Origin of the sequence: Streptomyces djakartensis, from assembly GCF_014651075.1 — a bacterium.
Lineage (GTDB): Bacteria > Actinomycetota > Actinomycetes > Streptomycetales > Streptomycetaceae > Streptomyces > Streptomyces djakartensis.
Window position 1 is genome coordinate 57,553 of record NZ_BMWE01000012.1, and the last position, 21,861, is coordinate 79,413.

The 21,861-nt window shown below is 72.5% G+C and carries 20 protein-coding genes, 2 pseudogenes and 1 riboswitch; of the genes and pseudogenes, 14 read left to right on the forward strand and 8 right to left on the reverse strand.

What is annotated here, in order from left to right; translation table 11 throughout:
* The first annotated feature begins 75 nt into the window (after positions 1 to 75).
* Positions 76 to 2,463, forward strand: a complete 2,388-nt coding sequence (locus IE212_RS21380; protein ID WP_190199496.1) for a phosphoketolase family protein — start codon at positions 76 to 78, stop codon at positions 2,461 to 2,463.
* A gap of 71 nt (positions 2,464 to 2,534) precedes the next feature.
* Positions 2,535 to 3,158, forward strand: coding sequence for a DedA family protein (locus IE212_RS21385; protein ID WP_190199497.1), 624 nt, complete (start codon positions 2,535 to 2,537; stop codon positions 3,156 to 3,158).
* Positions 3,159 to 3,312: 154 nt separating this feature from the next.
* On the opposite strand, the gene IE212_RS21390 is transcribed toward IE212_RS21385, so the two are convergent.
* Positions 3,313 to 3,840: a gamma carbonic anhydrase family protein gene (locus tag IE212_RS21390; RefSeq protein WP_190199680.1), complete on the reverse strand. Its 528-nt coding sequence runs from the start codon at positions 3,838 to 3,840 to the stop codon at positions 3,313 to 3,315.
* A 111-nt stretch (positions 3,841 to 3,951) separates the two neighbouring features.
* Here IE212_RS21390 and IE212_RS21395 point away from each other — a divergent pair, with 111 nt between their 5' ends.
* On the forward strand, positions 3,952 to 4,749 hold the full coding sequence (locus IE212_RS21395) for an acyltransferase (RefSeq protein WP_190199498.1): 798 nt from the start codon (positions 3,952 to 3,954) through the stop codon (positions 4,747 to 4,749).
* 14 nt (positions 4,750 to 4,763) lie between these two features.
* Here the strand turns inward: IE212_RS21395 and IE212_RS21400 are convergent, their stop codons facing one another.
* Entirely contained in the window at positions 4,764 to 5,621 is an 858-nt protein-coding gene (locus tag IE212_RS21400) for a DMT family transporter (RefSeq protein WP_190199499.1), read from the reverse strand.
* A 97-nt stretch (positions 5,622 to 5,718) separates the two neighbouring features.
* Here IE212_RS21400 and IE212_RS21405 point away from each other — a divergent pair, with 97 nt between their 5' ends.
* A complete protein-coding gene (locus IE212_RS21405; RefSeq protein WP_190199500.1) occupies positions 5,719 to 6,291 on the forward strand; it encodes a helix-turn-helix domain-containing protein in 573 nt (190 codons plus the stop codon).
* A 113-nt stretch (positions 6,292 to 6,404) separates the two neighbouring features.
* On the opposite strand, the gene IE212_RS21410 is transcribed toward IE212_RS21405, so the two are convergent.
* Complete coding sequence (locus IE212_RS21410; protein ID WP_229864497.1) at positions 6,405 to 7,895, reverse strand: FAD-binding oxidoreductase; 1,491 nt, start codon at positions 7,893 to 7,895, stop codon at positions 6,405 to 6,407.
* Positions 7,896 to 8,272: 377 nt separating this feature from the next.
* On the opposite strand from IE212_RS21410, the gene IE212_RS21415 reads away from it, so the two are divergent.
* Positions 8,273 to 9,130, forward strand: a complete 858-nt coding sequence (locus tag IE212_RS21415; protein WP_190199501.1) for a nuclease — start codon at positions 8,273 to 8,275, stop codon at positions 9,128 to 9,130.
* A 63-nt stretch (positions 9,131 to 9,193) separates the two neighbouring features.
* Here IE212_RS21415 and IE212_RS21420 read toward each other — a convergent pair whose 3' ends face one another.
* The 3 genes from IE212_RS21420 to IE212_RS21430 form a co-directional block, all read right to left on the reverse strand.
* Positions 9,194 to 10,180 (reverse strand): tyrosinase family protein, encoded by a 987-nt coding sequence (locus IE212_RS21420; protein ID WP_190199502.1) that lies wholly within the window; start codon positions 10,178 to 10,180, stop codon positions 9,194 to 9,196.
* Between the two features lies 1 nt (position 10,181).
* Positions 10,182 to 10,598 (reverse strand): hypothetical protein, encoded by a 417-nt coding sequence (locus IE212_RS21425; protein ID WP_190199503.1) that lies wholly within the window; start codon positions 10,596 to 10,598, stop codon positions 10,182 to 10,184.
* 245 nt (positions 10,599 to 10,843) lie between these two features.
* Positions 10,844 to 11,947, reverse strand: coding sequence for a cation diffusion facilitator family transporter (locus IE212_RS21430; protein ID WP_373301416.1), 1,104 nt, complete (start codon positions 11,945 to 11,947; stop codon positions 10,844 to 10,846).
* A gap of 60 nt (positions 11,948 to 12,007) precedes the next feature.
* Here IE212_RS21430 and IE212_RS21435 point away from each other — a divergent pair, with 60 nt between their 5' ends.
* Positions 12,008 to 12,367 carry an ArsR/SmtB family transcription factor gene (locus IE212_RS21435; RefSeq protein WP_190199505.1) on the forward strand — a complete coding sequence of 120 codons (360 nt, stop codon included), beginning with the start codon at positions 12,008 to 12,010 and terminating at the stop codon, positions 12,365 to 12,367.
* A 33-nt stretch (positions 12,368 to 12,400) separates the two neighbouring features.
* On the opposite strand, the pseudogene IE212_RS21440 reads toward IE212_RS21435, so the two are convergent.
* Positions 12,401 to 12,713 (reverse strand): annotated as a pseudogene (locus tag IE212_RS21440) (4-hydroxybenzoate 3-monooxygenase); the annotation flags it as partial.
* Between the two features lie 90 nt (positions 12,714 to 12,803).
* Entirely contained in the window at positions 12,804 to 13,214 is a 411-nt protein-coding gene (locus IE212_RS21445; protein ID WP_190199506.1) for a CoA-binding protein, read from the reverse strand.
* Between the two features lie 83 nt (positions 13,215 to 13,297).
* Positions 13,298 to 13,487: riboswitch (cobalamin riboswitch) on the forward strand.
* 141 nt (positions 13,488 to 13,628) lie between these two features.
* On the opposite strand from IE212_RS21445, the pseudogene IE212_RS35435 reads away from it, so the two are divergent.
* The 8 genes and pseudogenes from IE212_RS35435 (at position 13,629) to IE212_RS21485 (ending at position 21,817) form a co-directional block, all read left to right on the forward strand.
* Positions 13,629 to 14,440, forward strand: a pseudogene (locus IE212_RS35435) (ABC transporter ATP-binding protein).
* Positions 14,441 to 14,543: 103 nt separating this feature from the next.
* The gene (locus tag IE212_RS21455; protein ID WP_190199507.1) at positions 14,544 to 15,308 is read left to right on the forward strand and encodes a hypothetical protein; all 765 of its coding nucleotides are present in this window, start codon (positions 14,544 to 14,546) and stop codon (positions 15,306 to 15,308) included.
* Positions 15,305 to 15,847, forward strand: a complete 543-nt coding sequence (locus IE212_RS21460) for a SixA phosphatase family protein (RefSeq protein WP_190199508.1) — start codon at positions 15,305 to 15,307, stop codon at positions 15,845 to 15,847. Before IE212_RS21455 ends, IE212_RS21460 begins: the two co-directional genes overlap by 4 nt.
* 119 nt (positions 15,848 to 15,966) lie before the next feature.
* Positions 15,967 to 16,251 carry a hypothetical protein gene (locus tag IE212_RS21465; protein WP_190199509.1) on the forward strand — a complete coding sequence of 95 codons (285 nt, stop codon included), beginning with the start codon at positions 15,967 to 15,969 and terminating at the stop codon, positions 16,249 to 16,251.
* Positions 16,252 to 16,312: 61 nt separating this feature from the next.
* Positions 16,313 to 16,939, forward strand: a complete 627-nt coding sequence (locus tag IE212_RS21470) for a YigZ family protein (protein ID WP_190199510.1) — start codon at positions 16,313 to 16,315, stop codon at positions 16,937 to 16,939.
* A gap of 350 nt (positions 16,940 to 17,289) precedes the next feature.
* Positions 17,290 to 17,457, forward strand: a complete 168-nt coding sequence (locus IE212_RS21475) for a hypothetical protein (RefSeq protein ID WP_190199690.1) — start codon at positions 17,290 to 17,292, stop codon at positions 17,455 to 17,457.
* Positions 17,458 to 17,642: 185 nt separating this feature from the next.
* Positions 17,643 to 18,806 (forward strand): exonuclease SbcCD subunit D, encoded by a 1,164-nt coding sequence (locus IE212_RS21480; RefSeq protein WP_190199511.1) that lies wholly within the window; start codon positions 17,643 to 17,645, stop codon positions 18,804 to 18,806.
* Complete coding sequence (locus tag IE212_RS21485; protein WP_190199512.1) at positions 18,803 to 21,817, forward strand: AAA family ATPase; 3,015 nt, start codon at positions 18,803 to 18,805, stop codon at positions 21,815 to 21,817. The genes IE212_RS21480 and IE212_RS21485 overlap by 4 nt, the downstream gene beginning before the upstream one ends.
* Positions 21,818 to 21,861: the final 44 nt, after the last annotated feature.

Consider the following 21,861-nt stretch of genomic DNA (forward strand, 5'->3'; position numbering starts at 1 on the left):
TGAGAGGCGCCTCGCATCGAACCGGAGCAAACTGGTACTCCTCCTGAGGTCGCCGCAGAACCGAGGGAGTCACTCATGCCCCAGGCCCCGCGCCAGGACAGCAACACCGCACCGACCGACGAGGAACTGCGCACGCTCGACGCCCACTGGCGGGCCGCCAACTACCTGGCGGCCGGTCAGATCTACCTGCTGGCGAACCCGCTGCTCACAGAGCCGCTGCGGGCCGAGCACATCAAGCCGCGGCTGCTGGGCCACTGGGGCACCTCACCCGGCCTCAACCTCGTCCACACCCACCTCAACCGGGTGATCAGGAACCGCGGGCTGGACGCCCTGTGCATCTGGGGCCCGGGCCACGGCGGGCCATCCGTTCTGGCCAACTCCTGGCTGGAGGGCAGTTACACCGAGAAGTACCCGGATGTGACACGGGACGCGCAGGGCATGGAACTGCTGATGCGGCAGTTCTCGTTCCCCGGCGGCGTGCCCAGCCACGTCGCCCCGGAGGTGCCCGGCTCGATCCACGAGGGCGGCGAACTCGGCTACTCCCTCGCCCACGCCTACGGCGCCGCTCTCGACAACCCCGGCCTGCTGGTCACCTGCGTGATCGGCGACGGCGAGGCGGAGACCGGCCCGCTCGCGGGCTCCTGGCACGCCAACAAGTTCCTCGACCCCGTCCACGACGGTGCCGTCCTGCCGATCCTCCACCTCAACGGTTACAAGATCGCCAACCCCACCGTGCTGTCCCGCCTGCCCGAGGACGAGCTCGACGCGCTCCTGCGCGGCTACGGCCACGAGCCCCTCCACGTCACCGGCGACGACCCGGCCGAGGTCCACCGCGCCATGGCCCGGGCGATGGACACCGCCCTGGACCGCATCACCGAGGCACAGCGCGCCGCGCGCGAGGGGGGCGCGACCGAGCGCCCGCGCTGGCCGGTGATCGTGCTGCGCACCCCGAAGGGCTGGACCGGCCCGGCCGAGGTCGACGGGGCGCCCGTCGAGGGCACCTGGCGTTCCCACCAGGTGCCGCTGTCCGGCGTCCGGGACAACCCGGAACACCTGCGGCAGCTGGAGGCCTGGCTGCGTTCGTACCGGCCCGAGGAGCTGTTCGACGCCGAGGGCCGCCCGGTCGCCGACGTCCTCGCCTGCGTCCCCGAGGGCACCAGGCGGCTGGGGGCCACTCCCCACGCAAACGGCGGACTGCTCGTGCGCGATCTGCCGATCCCGTCCCTGAACGACTTCGCCGTCCCGGTCGACAAGCCGGGCACCACGACGCACGAGCCCACCCGCGTCCTCGGCGACCTGCTCGCACGGGTCATGCGGGACACCCACACGCGCCGCGACTTCCGCCTGGTGGGCCCCGACGAGACCGCCTCCAACCGGCTGCAGGCCGTCTTCGACGCCAGCGGCAAGACCTGGCAGGCCGGCACGCTGCCCGTGGACGAGCACCTGGACCGGCACGGCCGGGTGATGGAGATCCTCTCCGAACACCTCTGCCAGGGCTGGCTGGAGGGTTACCTGCTCACCGGCCGGCACGGGTTGTTCTCCTGCTACGAGGCCTTCGTCCACATCGTCGACTCGATGGTCAACCAGCACATCAAGTGGCTGCGCACCTCCCGGCGACTGCCGTGGCGCGCCCCCATCGCCTCCCTCAACTACCTGCTGACCTCCCATGTGTGGCGGCAGGACCACAACGGCTTCTCCCACCAGGACCCCGGCTTCGTCGACCACGTCCTCAACAAGAGCCCCGAGGTCGTCCGCGTCTACCTCCCGCCGGACGCCAACACCCTGCTCTCCGTCGCGGACCACGCCCTGCGCAGCCGCGACTACGTCAACGTGATCGTCGCCGGGAAGCAGCCGTGCTTCGACTGGCTGTCGATGGACGAGGCTCGGGTGCACTGCGCCCGCGGCGCCGGCATCTGGGACTGGGCCGGCACCGAGGACGGCCTGAGCGAGCCCGACGTGGTGCTCGCCTGTGCCGGTGACGTCCCCACCCAGGAGGTCCTGGCCGCCGCGCACCTGCTGCGCCGGCACCTGCCGGAGCTGGCGGTCCGCGTGGTGAACGTCGTCGACCTGGCCCGCCTGCTGCCGCGGGAGGAGCACCCGCACGGCATGAACGACTTCGAGTACGACGGCCTCTTCACCACCGACAAGCCGGTGATCTTCGCCTATCACGGCTACCCGTGGCTCATCCACCGCCTCGCCTACCGCCGCACCGGCCACCGGAACCTGCACGTGCGCGGTTACAAGGAGGCCGGCACCACGACCACGCCCTTCGACATGGTCGTCCGCAACGACCTCGACCGCTACCGCCTCGTCATGGACGTCATCGACCGCGTCCCGGGCCTCGCGGTGCGGGCCACGGCCGTACGCCAGCGGATGGCCGACGCCCGCACCCGCCACCACGCCTGGATCCGCGAGCACGGCACCGACCTGCCCGAGGTCGCCGAGTGGAGCTGGAACGCCTGAGGCGCGAACGACGTCCTATGAGCCGGTAGGCTTCCCGGGCTGGCAGGGAAGCACAGGGAAAGGAACCGGCGTTGCACGTCCAGGAGTGGCTCGAAACCGTACCAGCGGTCGCCGTCTACGCCCTGGTGGGCGTGGTCATCGGCCTGGAGAGCCTGGGCATCCCGCTGCCGGGCGAGATCATCCTGGTCTCGTCCGCGCTGCTCGCCTCCCAGCACGGCGACATCGACCCCGTCGTCCTCGGGGCCAGCGCCACGGCCGGCGCGATCATCGGCGACTCGATCGGCTACGCCATCGGCCGCAAGGGGGGACGTCCCCTGCTGGCCTGGCTGGGCAGGAAATTCCCCAGGCACTTCAGCGAGGGCCACATCGCCACCGCCGAGCGCTCCTTCGAGAAGTGGGGCATGTGGGCCGTCTTCTTCGGCCGTTTCGTCGCCCTCCTCCGCATCTTCGCGGGGCCGCTGGCCGGTGTGCTCCGCATGCCGTACTGGAAGTTCCTCATCGCCAACGTCCTCGGCGGGATCGTCTGGGCGGGCGGCACGACCGCGGTCATCTACTACGTCGGCATCGTCGCGGAGTCCTGGCTGAAGCGCTTCTCGTGGCTGGGACTGGTCGCCGCGGTCCTGGTCGGCCTGACGTCCATGCTGGTGATCAAGCGCAAGGCCAAGAAGGCGCAGCCCGTCCCCGCTGGGGAATAGCACGCCTCAAGGGGCGCGCGGCTCTGTCGGTATGTTCTCGGCCACGACGGCCGGGGCCCCGACCGTCGTGGCCATGCCCCCCGGCCGTCCTGGCCGTGCATCTCCGCCGCGTGGGCGCGAGCGACCCACACACGACCCGCGCCCGTCACACGGCCTACGCGTGCACGTCGCGATGCGCCTTCGCCAACTCCGCGTACATCGTGCCGTTGAGGGTGACGCCCTGCCGTTCCTCCTCCGTCAGCGGCCGCTTGACCTTGGCCGGCACACCCGCGACGAGAGACCCCGGCGGCACCACCATGCCCTGCGGCACCAGCGCCTGCGCGGCGACCAGCGACCCCGCCCCGATCACCGCGCCGTTCAGGACGGTCGCGCCCATACCGATCAGACAGTCGTCCTCGACAGCCGCCCCGTGCACCACCGCGTTGTGCCCGATGGACACCCGCTCACCCACCGTCACGGGAAACGCGGGGTCGGCATGGAGCGTGCAGTTGTCCTGGACATTGCTGCTCGCCCCGACGGCGATCGACTCGACATCGCCGCGCAGCACGGCCCCGTACCAGACACTCGCTCCGGCACCCAGCGTCACGCTCCCGATCACCGTAGCCGTCGGCGCCACGAACGCCGTGTCGTCGATCTGCGGCTCCCGGCCGCCGATTCCCGTGATGATCGCCCGCTGTCCCATGCCGGCCTCCAGAACGTCGTAGACAACGCGCACACCGTACGCCACCCGGTGGGGTGAAGATCACAGGCCGTCAGGGCCGCAGGGTGAGCTACCGCTGAGTACCGTGACCACGTGCCGAAGCGCAAGAACACGTTCTCATCCTGGCGGCGGGGCCTCGCGCAGCGCGCCGTCCACGCGGGCTGGGCCTGGGCGCAGCGCACCGGCTCCGTCACCGCCGAGCATCCCGGGCGCTATCGATTCGGCGCGATGGGGGCCGGCACCAGGCTCGCCTTCCCGCTCGGCACGGTCTTCGGCGAACCCTGGATCCACGTCGGCGCGCACTGCATCATCGGCGAACAGGTCACCCTCACCGCCGGTCTGATGCCCGACCTCGACCTCGGCCCGGACCCGATCCTGCGCTTGGGCGACGGTGTCGTCCTGGGCCGCGGCAGCCACGTCATCGCCGACACGACGGTCACCATAGGCAGCGACTGCTACTTCGGCCCGTACGTCTACGTGACGTCGACGAACCACTCCTACGACGACCCGCACGAGCCGATCGGCAGGCAGTGGCCGCGGATGGAGCCGGTGGAGATCGGGCCCGGCTGCTGGATCGGCACGGGGGCGGTGATCCTTCCCGGGGCCCGGATCGGCAGGAACGTGGTGGTGGCCGCGGGCGCGGTCGTGCGCGGCACGGTGCCGGACCACGCCGTGGTGGCGGGCGCGCCGGCCCGGGTCGTACGGCGCTGGACGCCCGCCGACGGCTGGCAGCCGCCGCTGCGCACCCCGCCTCCGGTGCCGATACCGGACGGCGTCACGCCCGAGCAGCTGCGCGCCCTGTCGGAGCTGGACGAGGAGACCGCGGCGAGACTGGCCGAACTGGACGAGAAGACGCCCGGCGGCATGGCCGAGCCGGCGCCGGGTTCCTGACGCCCTGGCCGGGGTCAGCCAGACGCCAGCAGGACCGTCCCCACCAGGGCGAGCCCCGCGCCCGCCGCCTGCACCGCCCGCAGCCGTTCGCGCAGCACGCCACGCGCCGCCACCGCGGTCACCACCGGGTACAGGGAGGCGAGCACGGCGGCGACGGTGACCGGGCCGTGCTGCGCGGCGATCGAGTACGTGCCGTTCGCGGCGACGTCCGCGAGGCCGACGAAGGCGAGTGCCGGCAGGGAGCGCCACGGGAAGCCGTCCGCCGGAAGGGCGGGCGCCCCGCGCCGCACCGACGCGTACAGCGCCAGTCCGCCGGCGGCGACGTTCGTCACCCGCTGCACGAACAGGGCGAGGAACAGGCCCGTGAGCGTGGCGGACGCCTCGGCGATCAGTGCCATCACCGCGCCGAAGCCGAACGCCGCGAGCAGCGTGAGGGCGATGGCCTGGCGCTGTACGGGGGCGCCGCGGAACTGCGGGCCGCCCGCGAGGCAGACACCGGCCACGGCGACCAGGATGCCGGCGAACTGCAGCATGCCGGGGCGCTCACCGAGCACCAGGCCCACACCGACCGGCACGGCCACACCGAGCGAGCCCAGCGGCGACACCACACCCATCGGGCCCAGCGCCAGCGCCTTGTAGAAGGCGAGCATCGCCACCGGCCCGACCAGACCGGCGGCCACGGCGAACCACAGCTGTGGTCCCGCCTCGCTCCAGCCGCCGGTCGCCACCACGACCGCGCCGAGTACGACCACGGCGATCGACTGCGACACCACGACCACCGTGAGCGCGGGAGTGCGCCGCGTGAGCAGTCCGCCGCCGAAGTCGGCCAGCCCCCACAGCAGGCTGGTGGCCAGGGCGAAGAGCGCTGTCATGGTCCGGATGCCTCGCAGTACAGTTCAGTGAACGATCAGGTCAACCACACCATAGTGCACCCTGCTGTACTGTGTCATACAAAATATTGGACGGAATGTGTCGGACCTCGACCTGCTGACCCAGTCCCTGGCGCGCAGCGTCAAGCACTGGCGCGCGGTGCGCGGCTTCACCCTCGACGTGCTCGCCGCCCGGGCGGGCGTCAGCCGCGGCATGCTCATCCAGATCGAGCAGGCCCGCACCAACCCCAGCCTCGGCACCGTCGTCAAGATCGGCGACGCGCTCGGCGTGAGCATCACCACCCTCCTGGACTACGAGCAGGGCCCGAAGGTCCGGATCGTTCCGGCCGGGCAGGCGGTGCGGCTGTGGCACACCGACGCCGGCAGCTACAACCGGCTGCTCGCCGGCACCGAGGCGCCGGGGCCGCTGGAGATGTGGGACTGGCGGCTCATGCCCGGCGAGAGCAGCCCCTCGGACCCGCACCCCGCGGGCACCGTCGAACTGCTCCATGTGACGGCAGGGGAGCTGACCCTCACCGTCGACGGCGTGGAGCACCGCGTCCCCGCGGGCGCGAGCGTCTCCTTCGAGGCCAACACCCCGCACACGTACGGCAACACCGGCGAAGTGCCGATGGAGATGATGATGGCCGTCTCCGTGCCGCCCGTGTCCTGACCCGGTGTCACGAGGAGGCGAACGTCGCCTGCCGCGGCACTGGGTGTGCTGTCCCGGGGAGACGACGGTCGGCCACGGGACGAAGCTGCCCGGGATCGAAGCGCCCGAAGCGGTTACGCCCTGGTCAGTGCCTGCGGGAAGTCGAACACCCCGTCGGGGTCGTAGTCGTGGGCAACGGAACGCAGGCGTTCCAGGTTCGGACCGTAGTAAGCCCGCGCCCAGTCCGGCAGGGCCGGGTCGATGTAGTTGACGTAACCGCCCCCCATGCCCAGGGAGGCCAGCCCTGCCACGACCTCGCGGACCCTGCGCGTCACTTCGGCCTCGGTTGCCACTGTGGCGCTTGCGTAGATCTGTGCCGTGGCGAACGCCTTGCGGTGCGCAAACGCGGTCTGTTCGGCGCCGACGTCCGCTACCGCGCCACCGAGCGGGTCGAGGATGATCGATACGCCTGGGCGGCCGACGAGCAGGCCGGCCAGGGCGTCCGGTGAGGAGGCCTGGTCGCTCAGGACTCGTGACGAGGCGACGAACGACTCCCGCTCGGGTCTCCCGGAGAAGAAGCGCATGGCACTGAAGTACTCCCGGTCCTGGACCGTCCGACGGTTGGGCAGGACACCGGAACGTGAGATCAGGTCGTCCAGCAGGGGGTTGCAGGAGCTGCTGGGCCCGACGAAGCAGCCGGCCACCCGGCAACTCGGCACGTCTCCACCCGTCATGTTGCAGTTCGCCCACAGCTCACGGGGTGCGGCCGAGATCCATGGTTGCCACGCGCTCAGCACCTCGGGCACCGTCCCCGGCGGGAAGCCGACCACGAACACCGTCAGTACCGGAGCCGGATCGGTGGCGAACGTGAACTGCGTGACGATTCCGAAGTTGCCGCCGCCTCCGCCGCGCAGGGCCCAGAAGAGGTCCGGGGTTCGTGTGGCGGAAGCCGTAAGGGTTCTCCCGTCGGCGGTGACCATCTCAGCGGCCACGAGGTGATCACAGGTGAGCCCGAACCTGCGCTGCAGCACACCTATTCCACCGCCCAAGGTCACTCCCGCGATGCCGACGGTGAAGCAGGACCCCGCGGGCAGGCAGCGGTTCGCCTGAGCGACACCGCTGTAGACATCCCGCAACGGCGCACCCGGGCCGATGGTCGCGAAGCCGTCCGACCGGACCTCAACCGCCGACATGCGCCGCAGGTCCAGGGCGAGACCACCGTGCGGTGCCGAGTAACCGACGTAGGAGTGGCCGCCGCTGCGAGCGGCCAGCGGCACGCGGTTCGCGGCGGCCCGCACCGCCTCGCTGACGTCGGACGTCGACTCGCACTGTGCCACAGCGATGGGTATGTGGTCGTCGTTGAGCGGGTTGAACAGCTTCCGGGCGTCCTCGAACCCCGCATCTCCCGGCCGCAGCAGCGCTCCGCGCATCCGCTGCCGCAGGCGGTCCCAGTCCACCTTCGTCCTGCCATGGCCGCTGGCCCGATGGGCTGCGGTGGCGCTGGAGGCGGCCTGCGCCGTCCTGCCTCCCGCACCGACGGTGGGCGCATGGAACAACCGGTTCCGCGCCATGGTCACCATCTCCTCCGCCACACTTCCAGGAAAGTGGTTGGGCGCATGATTCATGGCGATACGGTCACGCTAACACGAGGTGAATGCCCGCTCCAGTTGAAGGCGAAGGGGAGTTGTGCTTTCAGACGCCCCGGCCCGGCATCAAGCAGGCGATTGAACAGCCAACCGTTACGCAGCGGTGGCGTTCACCACCATGGTGGAAGACACTGAACTCAGTGCTCATTTCGGGGGAGACCACGCTCACTCCTTCCGAGTTCCGGTCCACGTGTCAAGACCGTGACGGGCGGGACGAGATGGTCATGGGGGGCGGGCGTCCAATTCGTCTTCATCAAGGCTGACGCAGCCGGTCGTTGGAAACAAGAAGCAGTTTTCATGGTGCGGGAGCTTTGTACGAATCGACATGCACAGTCAATTGAGACAGGAACAAGGCCATGGTCGATCTCGGCTTCGTGGGCCCCAGCCGGCCCGCCAAAGATTACCGATTCCTGAGTGTTACCGACGGCGACACTCCAAACATCGCAATGGCGATCCGCATGGTGTCCATAGACACCCCGGAAAGCGAATTCGGCGGCGCCCCCGCCACCGCCCAGGCGGCTCTGGACCGCACCAGGACGCGACTGCTGGACGGCACCTATGACGCGCTGCCGCAGGACCTGCGCGACTATCTCGTCTCCCGGATCACTCCCGACGCGGCGCAGCGACACCAGGCCGCGGGCAAGGCGGCGGCCGAGGCGCACGCGGACATGGTGGCCACTCGCCTGGTTCGCCCCGACGGCTCCCAGCGCAAGCTGGCCGTGATCGCCACCGGTGAGCTCGTCGAGAACAACGGACGTCTGCTGGCCTACACCGCGCCCTGGTTCAGTGGTGGTTCATCCGATCCGCTGCCGCCGCGTGACGACCCGCGTCGGCGCACGTTCAACCTGGACATGGTGGCTCTCGGCTGGGCGGCCACCTTCCTCATCTACCCCTCCATCCCGCCCGCCGCCGACTTGAACCTGCTGTTGGACGAGGCGGAGGCGGCATGGACCCAGCAGCTCGGTGTCTGGGCCCGGTTCGGACAGGATCTGCTGCTGGGATACGAGTACCGGGCCTGCATCAAGCTCGGTGCCCGAGAGGTGAACGATCCAGCGAAGACAATCGGGCAGGCCTACCAGAGGGTGTGCGTGGACCTGCGGACGCTGACCGAGCTGGGCCTGTACGGATACCACCAGGTGCCGCCCCAGCACCGGTTGTGGATATGGGAGGACGACCTCGAGCAGGCGCGCAAGGACCTGCCGATCACCTTCTGAACCCAGGGACCGCCCCGAGCCTGCCACGGATCCGTGGCAGGCTCGAAGGGCCGGGAGGTCACCTCAGGACAGCTGGTCGTACGTGTAGAGAGAGGTGGGGTCGAGGACTGTCTCGGGTGTCGCGGCAGAGCCGAGCGGGGAGACGATCGGGTCCTTGAGCCTGTGGCCGCGCAGGATTGCCGGCGCGGACTGGTCAGGCAGGTAGTTCCGGCCGTTGTGGTCCATCCACCTCTCCCAGATCCGGTCGACGTTGCAGTGGTGCAGGTAGAACACCGGGTCGTTCGGTGATGAGGCCAGGCCCATGTCGCGGCCGACGAAGACGTGCACCAGGTTGTGCAGGCCGAACGGGATGAACCCTTCCAGCCGGTTGCGGAAGCCGATCGAGCTCCCGTCCCACGGCTCGAAGTCGTAGGTGGCGAGCGCCGGGTCACCGCTCGGGGAGCGGACGTCGAAGAGCGCGTCCACATCCGCCTTGCTGGGAACGGTGGACACGTCGACGCCGAGGGCGCGGCGCAGCCCGCGTGAGGTCCGGATCATGTTCAGCGTCGAGTTGGCGGTGATCCGGACCCGGAAGGTGCCGGGGTCGGCCTCGTCGAAGGCGAAGGGTCCGTCGGTGACCGTGCCGCCGAAGGGAGCGGGGCCGCTGCCGCCCATGCGGGACGGCTTCCAGAGATCGCTGTCCGTCGGGTCGCCGTGCCCCGTGTCGTCCGTCCAGTCCCAGTAGGGCAGGCCGAAGGCCGGATCGCCCAGTACGCGCTGGAGGTTGGCCTCCATCAGGCTGAGCATCATCCGGTGCCAGGGAAGGAAGATGGGCCCGAGGTGGGCGGCGTTGCGGATGTCGGGGTCGCCGCCCGGCGGGACGGCGGTCCGCATGGCCAGGATGTGCCAGATCACGAACAGGTCGTAGGTGCGCACCTTGGCGGGCGGGCCGGCGATACCGAAGTCGGTGGTGGAGAAGGTGGAGTCCTCGGCCTTGAGCAGTTTGACGCCGGAGATGAAGGCCTGGCAAGCCGCGGTGTCCTTCAGGACGTTCTTCCGAACGACGGCCATCTCAGTCACCTCCGTGCTCGTGTCGGCCACCACCGTGGCCGTCGCCATGGACCTGGCCGCCATCGTGGCCTCCGCCATGGCCTCCACCGCCGGGCCCGGCCAGGTCGGCGGGAAACTCCTCCGGGTAGTTGTCGATCAGCGCGCGCACCGCGGCGAGCGCCGAGAGGAACTGGTAGGCGGGCAGCGCATGGCAATGCACCTGGCCGTTCGGGTGCACGCCGAGGTGGGCCCCGATCGGCAAGCCGTCCACAGTGATCTCGTAACGGGTGCTGACGACGATCCGGTGACCGTCGTGCACCGTCGTGCGGACCGTCGTCGCGGGCCCGGCATGGTGGGTCGCAGGCAGCTTCGGCAGGCTGCTCAAGTAGTCGCCGAGCTTGCCCGGGGTGGCGACGTCGGCCAGACGTCGTGGGTCCATGAGAACCTCCCGGGTTTGCAGTCGTCCCGGGGAATGCCCCAGGACGCGAACTCCCCCTGCTTTCACCCTCCCGCAGATACGGCGGCCATGCGCGTCGAGGCGCTGCTCACCGGAGCGTGGCGACCGCGGCCGAACTGCCCTGACCGCTGCCGGACGCCGACGCGGCGAACTCGATCTCCGCGTGTGTCCTCATGCCGTGCAAGGTGGACGAGTCGATGTGCGCCAAGGAACCTGTGGCAGCACACCTAGGCCATCGTGTGGTGGGCCAGCGTCAGATGCGGGTCGGCCTCGCCCAGGGCCGGTTCCGGGTCGGCGTGGACCAGTGCCGCGGTCAGGCGGGGGACGGCGTGCAGCAGCGCGTGTTCCGCGTCGACGGCGATGCGATGTGCCTCACGGACCGACACGTCGCCGTCCACCACGACCGCCACCTCGGCGCGCAGCCGGTGGCCGATCCAGCGCAGCCGCAGCTCGCCCACGCCCCGCACGCCCGCGACCTCGGCCAGCGCCCGCTCCGCCCGGTCCACCAGGGCCGGGTCGACCGCGTCCATCACGCGCCGGAACACCTCCCGCGCCGCGTCCCGCAGCACCAGCGCGATCGCCGCCGTGATCACCAACCCGACGACCGGGTCCGCCAGTTGCCAGCCCAGGGCCGACCCTCCGGCGCCCAGCAGTACGGCCAGTGACGTGAACCCGTCCGTACGGGCGTGCAGTCCGTCGGCGACCAGGGCGGCCGAGCCGATCGCGCGGCCGACGCGGATGCGGTAGCGGGCAACCCACTCGTTGCCCGCGAAGCCGGCGAGCGCGGCCAGGGCGACCGCTGGGACGTGCGCGACGGGGCGCGGGTTGAGGAGGCGGTCGATCGCCGTCCATCCCGCGAAGGCCGCGGACGCTGCGATGGTCAGCACGATCATGAGGCCCGCCAGGTCCTCGGCCCGCCCGTAGCCGTAGGTGAAGCGGCGCGTGGCCGCGCGCCGGCCCAGCACGAAGGCGATGCCCAGCGGTACGGCGGTCAGCGCGTCCGCCGCGTTGTGGACGGTGTCCCCGAGCAGTGCCACCGAGCCGGACGCGGCCACCACGACCGCCTGGGCGAGGGCGGTGAGGCCGAGCACCGCGAGTGAGACCCAGAGTGCCCGGATGCCGCGCGTCGAGGACTCCAGCGCGGAGTCCACCTTGTCGGCGGTCTCGTGGGAGTGCGGGGTGAGGAGGTGGGAGAGGCGATGGGAGAGGCGGTGACGGAGGCCGGCGGGGGAGTGCGCGTGCCCGTGGCCCTCGTGTCCATGGCGCTCGCGTCCATGGTCGTTGTGCCCGTGGCCCTCGTGTCCGTGCCTGTGCGGGTGGTCGTGACTCACGTGGGTCCCCTTCCGGTGCGCGAGTGGACGTACACACGCCCATGGCGCCATTATGTGCGTATGAGCGCACGCATGCACCTGTCACCTGCCGACGATGCGCACCCGCGCACCCCGGGCGAGGAACAGTTCGCGCTCGCCGCCGAACTCCTCGCCCTGCTCGGCGACCGCACCCGCATCACTCTGCTGCATGCTCTGACCGGGGGAGAAGCCGACGTCACGACGCTCACGGAGGCGTGCGGGGCAGCGCGGCCGGCCGTCAGCCAGCACCTGGCGCGACTACGCCTCGCGGGCCTGGTGAACACGCGCAAGGAGGGCCGCCGGGTGATCTACTCACTCCGCGACGGTCATCTGCGCCGGCTCGTCGACGAGGCGCTGAACGTGGCCGACCACCGGCTCAACGACCGGCCCGTGCACGACTGAGTCAGCGGCCCGCGGTCGCCGAGGGCGATGAGAGCGCGCCCCATCGCATCCCGCCATAACTCGCAGTGCGCCAACCGCTGTTCACCCGTCTCGGGGCAGAGGTAGGACACCGGCGGGCGGTCGGTGGTGATGTCGTGCACGCGCACGTCCCGGGGCCCGAAGCGGATCTGCCCGCCGCGTACGTCGGCGTACCACCCACCAGGTCCTTCACCAGCAAAGGCTGGGGGCGGACAAAGTGGTGACTGCCCGTCAGCTCGCCTTGGGGAAAACGGTACCGCTCGCCGTCGAAGCGGAACTAGCACGCGGCGCGCGGCTCCGCCCGGTCCAGCAGGTTGCGGGCGAGGCCGACGACCGGGAAACGGTGCGGGGCGCCGGAGCCGGGAGAGGGGCAGGCGTGCGGCACCCGCTCATCATGGAGGCACCGGCCACGGTCCGGTCACTGCCCGAGCCGGGGGATCTCGATCGCGGGGCAGCGGTCCATCACCATCTCCAGGCCCGCCGCGTGGGTCCGGCCGTACGCCGCCGCGTCGACGACGCCGAGCTGGAACCACACGGCCTTCGCCCCCTTGGCGACCGCCTCGTCCGCGACGGCTCCGGCAAGGTCACTGTTCACGAACACGTCCACGACGTCCACGTCGAAGGGGATGTCCGCCAGGCTCGCGTACCCCTGTTCCCCGTGCACCGTCTCCGCCTTGGGATGCACGGGCACGACGCGCTTGCCGAAGCGCTGCAGCACGGCGGCGACGCCGTACGCCGCGCGCCCCCGGTTCGACGACAGGCCCACCACGGCCCAGGTGTCGCCGAGCTCGGTGAGGATCCTGCGGACCGTTGCGTCGTCGCCGTACACCGGCGGCCTCCTCGGGAAGTCGTGAACGAGCTGTAACCGATACAACGAGGCGGGGCGTGCGGTGATTCCCCGGGCGGCCACCGTGATAGCTTGCCGACGCCAGTCGAACCCATGTACGTGGGTCAGGGAATCCGGTGCGAATCCGGAACTGAGGCGCAGCGGTGAGGGGGACGGGCGGGGCCTCGGCCACTGGACGGCGTGCGAGCCGTCCGGGAAGGCGTCCCGTACCGGGTGAACCCGAGTCCGAAGACCTGCTGGCGGCCTCCGCGGCCGTGCGCGGCGGGGGAGCACCGTACGACCGGGCTCCGCGTTCGGGCCCTCGACGACTGAGGACTGGTTTTCCGTGCCTCTCTCCCGCCCCTTCCGTGCCGCCGTCCTGCTGGCGGTGGTGCTCTACCGGACGAGGAGGGTGCGGTGGCCAGGACGCGAACAAGTACCGAGGAGCCGGCGGAGGTCGCCGGGCTCCGGGCCGACCGGGTCAGCCGCCGCGCCGACGGGCGCCTCGTCCTCGACGGCGTCGTCCTCGCGCCCCGGACCGGCTCCACGGTCGGTGTCCTCGGCCCCAACGGCTCCGGGAAGTCCACGCTGCTGCGGCTGCTGGCCGGGCTGCTCACGCCGACCGCCGGGGTCGTCACCCTCGACGGCACACCACTGGGCGACCTGCCCCGCCGCACCGTCGCCCGCCGCCTCGCCGTGGTCGATCAACGGCCGACACCCAGATCGAGTTGACGGTCGTGGATGTCGTACGGCTGGGCCGGGTACCGCACCGCCGAGCCTGGACGCCCGCATCGGCGGACGACGAACGGGCGGTGCGCGCCGCCCTCGAGCGCACCGGCCTCGCCGACCGCGCCGGACAGGCCTGGCACACCCTCTCGGGCGGCGAACGGCAGCGGGTGCAGATCGCCCGCGCGCTCGCCCAGGAGCCGCGCGAACTCCTCCTGGACGAGCCCACCAACCACCTCGACATCCACCACCAGCTCGACCTACTGGCCCTGGTCAGCGGGCTGCCGGTCACCACCGTCGTCGCACTGCACGACCTGAACCTCGCGGCCATGTACTGCGACCAGGTCGTCGTCCTGAGCGGCGGGCGGGTGGTGACCTGCGGCACCCCGGGTGACGTGGTCACGGAGGAGCTCATTGCCGAGGTGTACGGCGTGCGGGCGGCCGTCAGCAGGGAAGGGCCGCGGCGGCGGCCCCACGTGCGGTTCCTGGGCACGCTGGGCTGAGCGGTGGGCGTGCCGCCGGACCGGTCACCGGCAGGGAGATGTGAGCGCGCGGGCGTGCCATTGGTGGGGCGAATCCCGCCACAGTGGCCGGAAACCGCCGCACATGCCTGCAAGTGCGCGTCCACCCGCCTACGCTCGCCTCGTGCTGCGCATCATCGACGCCCGTACCGGCGAGCCGGTCGACGCCGCCCCGGCCCGCCGGGGCCTGACCCGTGTCGAGGTGCACGCGTCCGGCTTCGACACGACGAACCTGAGGGTGCTGCTCGTCGCGGACGTGCTCGTCCGGGCCCTGGAAATGGACAGCACGCCGGTGTACGCCCTGCTGGCCGGGGGGCGGCATCGGGCGGAGCTGCGAGCGGGCGCCGCGGCGCTCGGCGTCCGGCCCCTCGAGGACGGCCCGGAGACGGGTGCCGGGCTGAGCGCGGCCCAGGTCATTCACGTGGCCGTCCAGGGCGGGGCGGCAACCGACGGTGTCCGCATCGGTGTCGCCCCGGCACACCCCGAGGACCCGGGGCCGCTGGACGACACCGACCCGGCCGTCCTGCGCCTGGCCCTGCTCACCCGGCGCCACGACGACCCCGTCCGGGTGGAGGAGGCCGTCCTCGACGAGGCCCGCGCCACTCTCGCCCGCTGGCGCGGCGCGGTCGCAGGCTGGGCGCGGCGGCCCTCACGGCCCGTTCCCGACGAGGTGCGCGGCCGGTTGCGGGACGCCTGGCAGGACGATCTGGACGTCCCCGGGGTGCTGGAGGTGCTGCGCCAGGTGGAGACGGAGCCGGACCTGCCGGACGGCGCCCGGTTCGAGACGTACGCCTATGCCGACCGGCTCCTCGGCCTCGACCTCACCCGCGACCTGGGAGCATCGTCGTGATCGACCGCACCGGGGCGCTCCCGCTGCGCCGCCTGGTCGTGCTGCGGCACGCCAAGTCCGCCTGGCCCGTGGACGTCGCCGACCACGAGCGGCCGCTGGGCCCGCGCGGACGCCGGGACGCCCCCGCTGCCGGGCGGGCCCTCGCCGAGGCCGACTGCCTGCCGGACCTCGCGCTGTGCTCCACCGCCGTACGCGCCCGCCAGACCTGGGACCTGGCCGCCGCCCAGTGGGGGACACCGCCACCGGTCCGCACCGACCGGCGCCTGTACGCCGCGGGCACCTCCGGTCTGCTGGCCGTCGTGCGCGAGGTGCCCGCCGAGGTGGGGACGCTGCTGCTGATCGGCCACAACCCCGGTCTGGAGGAACTGGTCCTGGCGCTCGCCGGGGACGGTCTCGACGACACGGTGGAGCGGGTCCGTACGAAGTTCCCCACCGCGGCCATCGCCGTCCTGTCCTGGCACGGCACGACCTGGCGGGACCTCGGCCCCGGCGACGCGCTGCTCACCTCCGTGATGGTGCCCCGGGGCGCGAAGAAGTAGCCCGGACCACCCGGGCATGGGCTTTTCCGGTGATTTGGCCCCGGCCGGCGCCGGCGCACCGGCCGCTGCGGGTACGCCGTCTGCGAGGAACGGCCGCGCGACCCATGAGGAGACCAGCCATGTACGCAGTGATCCGGCGGTACGAAGGGGTGACCGACCCGGCCGAGGTGGGGCGCCGGGTGGACGAGGGCTTCGTGCCGCTCCTCCGCCAGGTACCGGGTTTCGTCGCCTATCACTTCGTCGACGCCGGTGACGGGGTGATGGTGTCGACCGGTCTCTTCCAGGACCGGGCGGGTGCCGAGGAGTCGACCGGGAGGGCGGCCGACTTCGTACGGGACCGCCTCGCCGAGTTGCTGCCGAATCCGCCCCAGGTCACGGCCGGGGAGGTCGTGGCTCAGTCGTAGCGGAGGTCTCGCCGGATCCGGCTGCCCCGAGGCGTCGCGGGCCCGGGACTAGGCTGACCGGATGCAGGACGAATACCGCACGGTCGCCCGCCCGGGCGTGCACGAGACCGAGGTCAACCGCTCCCGCTTCCTGTGTGCCCTCGCCCCGGCGGCCACCGAGCAGGAGGCCCAGGACTTCATCGCAACGGTCCGCAAGGAGCACGCGGACGCGAACCACAACTGCTGGGCCTACGTCATCGGCGCCGACGCCTCGGTCCAGAAGGCGAGCGACGACGGCGAACCCGGCGGTACCGCGGGCGTCCCCATGCTCCAGATGCTGCTCCGCCGCGACATGCGGTACGTCGTCGCCGTCGTCACCCGCTACTTCGGCGGAGTCAAACTCGGTGCCGGCGGGCTCATCCGGGCGTACGGGGGAGCGGTCGGCGAGGCGCTCGACACCCTCGGCACACGCACCCGCCGCCGGTTCCGCCTGGCCACGGTCACCGTCGGCCATCAGCGGGCCGGCAAGCTCGAGAACGACCTGCGCACCACCGGGCGCGAGGTGCGGGACGTGCGCTACGGGGAGGCGGTCACGATGGAGATCGCGCTCCCGGACGCCGACGTGGACGCCTTCCGCGCCTGGCTCGCCGACACGACCGCCGGCACGGCCGTGTTCGAACCGGGCGGAGAGGCGTACGGCGACGCCTGACGAGCGGTCAGCGTCGCCGCTGGGACGTCCGAGCGCCGGCTCGCCGGGCCTCCGGGCCCGCCGGGTCCGGAGCCCGGCCCGGTGGAGAGACGCCGCGCGACGCGCTGCCGGGGCTGTGGCGCACCGTTGGGCCGGACGTGCCTCGGGGCCCTCGGGTGTGCCGGGTTGTCGCGCGGCGCGGACCGTGCTCAGCGGTCCGTTCCGGCACCCGTGGGCCGTTCCCGGCGTGCGGCGGGGCCGTCGCAGGGGAGGCCTCCGGAACCGTCCGCCCGACCACCCACCGCAGGCCCCGCGCCCGCGGGCACCCCCCAGCCGGCACGTCGGTGCCCGGACCAGGGCCCTGGGGATCGGTGCCCGGTAGACGACACCTGATCTTCGACGTGGTCGACGTCACCGAGCCGAGCCGGCTGCTCGACCTCCCGCAGGGCCACTTCCACACCCGACTGCACCGCAACGGCCTGGAGACCGCCCTGTACCTCGACCGCTGGATGCGGCTGTACGACATCGCCCCGGAGTGACCCGGTCCACGGCACGGACGCGGACATTTCCGGTGATTCGGCGCCGGTCGTGGGTGGTGTGCCGAGGTTCGTGGTGGACGAGGTGCCCGTACCGGTTAGCGTGGTGGGTGCTGACAGCGAGCCGTCCCGGCTCGCGCGGGTAGTGGAGCGGTGACAGGGGGAGACATGCGGGCCGGAGCGGCGTCTTGAGGCTGCTGCACACCTCCGACTGGCACCTCGGCCGCTCGTTCCACCGGGTGAACATGCTGGGCGCCCAGGCCGACTTCATCTCGCACCTCGTCACGACCGTGCGGGAACGCGCCGTCGACGCGGTGGTCGTGTCGGGCGACGTCTACGACCGGGCCGTGCCGCCGCTGGCCGCGGTCGAGCTGTTCGACGACGCCCTGCACCGCCTCGCCGGCCTCGGCGTGCCGACGGTGATGATCTCCGGGAACCACGACTCGGCCCGCCGGCTGGGTGTCGGCGCCGGGCTGATCGGGAGGGCCGGGATCCATCTGCGCACCGAGCCGTCCGCGGCCGGCACCCCGGTGGTGCTGGCCGACGCCCACGGCGACGTCGCCTTCTACGGCCTGCCGTACCTCGAACCGGCGCTCGTCAAGGACGAGTTCGGCGTGGAGAAGGCCGGGCACGAGGCCGTGCTCGCCGCCGCCATGGGCCGCGTCCGGGCGGACCTCGCGACCCGCGCGCCCGGCACCCGCTCCGTCGTCCTCGCACACGCCTTCGTCACCGGCGGCGAACCCAGCGACAGCGAACGCGACATCACCGTCGGCGGCGTGGCCGCGGTCCCAGCCGGCGTCTTCGACGGCGTCGACTACGTGGCGCTCGGGCATCTGCACGGCTGCCAGACCATCGGCGACCGCGTCCGCTACTCCGGCTCCCCGCTGCCCTACTCCTTCTCGGAGGCCGCCCACCGCAAGAGCATGTGGCTCGTCGACCTGGCCGCCGACGGTTCCGTCGCCGCCGAGCGCGTCGACTGCCCGGTGCCGCGCCCCCTGGCCCGGATCCGCGGCACGCTGGAGGAGCTGCTCGCCGACCCGGAGCTGGCGGCCCACGAGCAGGCCTGGGTCGAGGCGACGCTCACCGACCCGGTCCGCCCGGCCGACCCGATGGCCCGCCTCACCGAGCGCTTCCCGCACACACTCAGCCTCGCCTTCGACCCCGACCGGGCCGAGGACCAGCCGGAGGTGTCGTACGCCCGCCGCCTGGCCGGACGCAGCGACCAGCAGATCGCCGAGGACTTCGTCGCGCATGTGCGCGGCACGGGACCCGACACGCGCGAACAGGCGGTGCTGCGGGACGCGTTCGACGCGGTGCGGGCCGACGAGACCGTACGGGAGGTGGCCCGGTGAGACTCCACCGGCTCACGCTCACCGCCTTCGGGCCCTTCGCGGACACCCAGACCGTCGACTTCGACGACCTGTCCGCGGCCGGGCTGTTCCTGCTGCACGGACCGACCGGCGCGGGGAAGACGTCCGTCCTCGACGCCGTGTGCTTCGCCCTGTACGGCTCGGTGCCGGGCGCCCGGCAGGGCAGCGGACCGGGCCTGACCCTGCGCAGCGACCACGCCGCCCCGGCCACCCGCACCGAGGTGGCCCTCGAACTGACCGTCGCCGGCCGCCGCCTGCGGATCACCCGCCAGCCGCCCTGGGAACGCCCCAAGAAGCGCGGGACCGGCACGACGGTGGACAAGGCCCAGACCTGGCTGCGCGAGTACGAGAGCACGGCCGGGACCTGGAAGGACCTCAGCCGCTCCCACCAGGAGATCGGCGAGGAGATCACCCAGCTGCTCGGCATGAGCCGGGAGCAGTTCTGCCAGGTCGTCCTGCTGCCCCAGGGCGACTTCGCGCGGTTCCTGCGCGCCGACGCCGAGGCCCGCGGCAGGCTGCTGGGCCGGCTCTTCGACACCCGCCGCTTCGCCGACGTCGAGAAGCGCCTCGCCGAACGCCGCCGGGCCACCGAGACCCAGGTGCGCGACGGTGACGCCGAGCTGCTGGCCTACGGCCACCGCATGCAGCAGGCCGCGGGCGACGCCATGGAGCTCCCGGAGCTGGCACCGGGTGAACCCGGGCTCGCCGAGGCCGTGCTGGGCGCGGCCGCCGTCGCCCGCAGCACCGCCCGGGAGCAGCTCACCGTCGCCGAATGCGCTCTCGCCGCCGCCGAGTCCGCTCAGGCCGCCGCCGGCCGCGCGCTGGACGACGTACGCGAACTCGCCCGGCTGCAGCGGAGGTACGGCGAGGCGCGGGAACGCGCGGCGCGTCTGGAGCAGGGAGCCGGGGCGTACCGGGAGGCGCAGGCCCTCATGGAGCGGGCCCGCAAGGCCGAAGCGGTCGCGCCCGCCCTGGAACTGCGGGACTCGGCCGACGCCGAGCACCGGCAGGCAGCGGCTGCCGAGGCCCGCGCGCGTGCCCTGTTGCCCGAGAGCTTCGCCGACGCGGGGGCGGCCGGACTCGCCACCGCGGCCCGCCGCGCCGCCGAGGAACTGGGCGGCCTGGACTCGGCTCGCCGCGCCGAGCGCCGGCTGGCCGAACTCCTCGACGAACGCGCCGGCCTGGACCGCCAGGAACGTGCCGACGCGGACGTCCTCCAGGAGGCGGAGGCCTGGCTCGACGACTGGGAGGAGACCCGCACCGGCCTCCAGGCCCGGGTCGACTCCGCGCAGCAGGCCGCCGCCCTGGCCGAACAACTCGCCGTACGGCGTGAGCCCGCGCGGCGGCGGCTGACGGCGGCCCGGCAGCGTGACCGGCTCGCCGAGGACACGAACCGGGCCGTGGACCGGGTCCGCCGCGCGCGGGAGGACACCCTGCGCGCCAAGCAGCACTGGCTCGAACTCAAGGAACAGCGGCTGACCGGCATCGCCGCCGAACTCGCCGCCAACCTCACCGACGGCACGCCCTGCGCGGTCTGCGGCGCCACCGAGCATCCCGCCCCCGCCCGCAAGGTCGCCGGGCACGTCGGCCGCGAGGCGGAGGAGAACGCCCTGGCCGCGTACCAGCGTGCCGACGAACAGCGTGCCGAGGAGGAGCGGCGGCTCGGCGTCGCACGGGAGGCGCTGGCCGCCGCCACCGCCGAGGCCGGCGACACCCCGGCCGACCTGCTCGCAGCGGAGACGGACGAGCTGGAGAAGCAGTACGCGCGGGCCCGCCGGGGGGCCGCCGAACTGCACTCCGCGCAGGAAGCGCTGCGGCAGGCCGGGCACGAGCACGAACGGCGCCTCGCCGCCCGGCAGGAGGCCGCCGTACGGACCGCCGCCCGGGTCGGCCGCCGGGAGCGGCTGGAGCGTGAACGCGCCGCCCTCGAGGAGGAGCTGGACCGGGCACGGGGCGACCTGGACAGTGTCGCCGCCCGGGCCGCGCAGCTGGAGCGGCGCACCGCGCTGCTCACCGAGGCCGCCGACGCGGCCCGCGTCGCCGAGGACACCGCCCAGCGGCTCAAGGACGCCGACGCCCGGCTCGCCGACGCCGCCTTCCGCGCCGGCTTCGAAACCCCGCAGGCCGCCGCCGAGTCCCTCCTCGACAACGCCGCCCACCGCGAACTGCAACACCGCCTGGACGCCTGGCAGCACGAGGAGGCCGCCGTCCGGGCCGTCCTCGCCGAGTCCGGCACCGCCGCGGCCGCCGCACAGCGGCCCGCCGACGTCGCCTCGGCGCAGCAGGCCGCCGACGAGGCGACCCGCCGCCTGCGCGACGCCGCCTCCGCACACGACGCCGCCGCACGGCGCTGCGCCGAACTCGACCGGCTCGCCGCCCGCGCGACCGCCTCGGTACGCCGGCTGGCACCGCTGCGCGAGGAGTACGACCGGGTCGCCCGCATGGCCGGCCTCACCGCCGGCACCTCCGCCGACAACGAACGCCGGATGCGCCTGGAGTCGTATGTACTCGCGGCCCGGCTGGAACAGGTCGCCGCCGCCGCGACCGTGCGGCTGCGGCGCATGTCGTCCGGCCGCTACACCCTCGTCCACTCCGACGACCGCGCCGGACGCGGCCGCAGCGGGCTCGGGCTGCACGTCGTCGACGCCTGGACCGGCCGCGAACGCGACACCGCGACGCTGTCGGGCGGCGAGACCTTCTTCGTCTCCCTCGCTCTCGCCCTCGGCCTCGCCGACGTCGTCACGGACGAGGCGGGCGGGGTGCGGCTGGACACCCTCTTCATCGACGAGGGCTTCGGCAGCCTCGACGACCAGACCCTCGACGAGGTCCTCGACGTCCTCGACTCCCTGCGCGAACGCGACCGCAGCGTCGGCATCGTCAGCCATGTGCCCGACCTGCGGCGGCGGATCCACGCGCAACTGGAGGTCGTCAAGGGCCGGTCCGGGTCGGTGCTGCGGCAGCGCGGCGGCCAGGGGGGCGCCGGGACCCCTTGACCCGCGACAGTGACCGGCGAGTCGGCGCTGTAGGTTCTTCCACC

Excerpts from the sequence above, each read along its gene's own strand:
- IE212_RS21435 (WP_190199505.1), top strand. The coding sequence starts at position 12,008 with ATGAGCGCACGCATGCACCTGTCACCTGCCGACGATGCGCACCCGCGC.
- IE212_RS21415 (WP_190199501.1), top strand. The coding sequence starts at position 8,273 with ATGGTCGATCTCGGCTTCGTGGGCCCCAGCCGGCCCGCCAAAGATTAC.
- IE212_RS21380 (WP_190199496.1), top strand. The coding sequence starts at position 76 with ATGCCCCAGGCCCCGCGCCAGGACAGCAACACCGCACCGACCGACGAG.
- IE212_RS21465 (WP_190199509.1), top strand. The coding sequence starts at position 15,967 with ATGTACGCAGTGATCCGGCGGTACGAAGGGGTGACCGACCCGGCCGAG.
- IE212_RS21390 (WP_190199680.1), bottom strand. The coding sequence starts at position 3,840 with ATGGGACAGCGGGCGATCATCACGGGAATCGGCGGCCGGGAGCCGCAG.
- IE212_RS21455 (WP_190199507.1), top strand. The coding sequence starts at position 14,544 with ATGCCTGCAAGTGCGCGTCCACCCGCCTACGCTCGCCTCGTGCTGCGC.
- IE212_RS21400 (WP_190199499.1), bottom strand. The coding sequence starts at position 5,621 with ATGACAGCGCTCTTCGCCCTGGCCACCAGCCTGCTGTGGGGGCTGGCC.
- IE212_RS21470 (WP_190199510.1), top strand. The coding sequence starts at position 16,313 with ATGCAGGACGAATACCGCACGGTCGCCCGCCCGGGCGTGCACGAGACC.
- IE212_RS21425 (WP_190199503.1), bottom strand. The coding sequence starts at position 10,598 with ATGGACCCACGACGTCTGGCCGACGTCGCCACCCCGGGCAAGCTCGGC.
- IE212_RS21420 (WP_190199502.1), bottom strand. The coding sequence starts at position 10,180 with ATGGCCGTCGTTCGGAAGAACGTCCTGAAGGACACCGCGGCTTGCCAG.
- IE212_RS21410 (WP_229864497.1), bottom strand. The coding sequence starts at position 7,895 with ATGAATCATGCGCCCAACCACTTTCCTGGAAGTGTGGCGGAGGAGATG.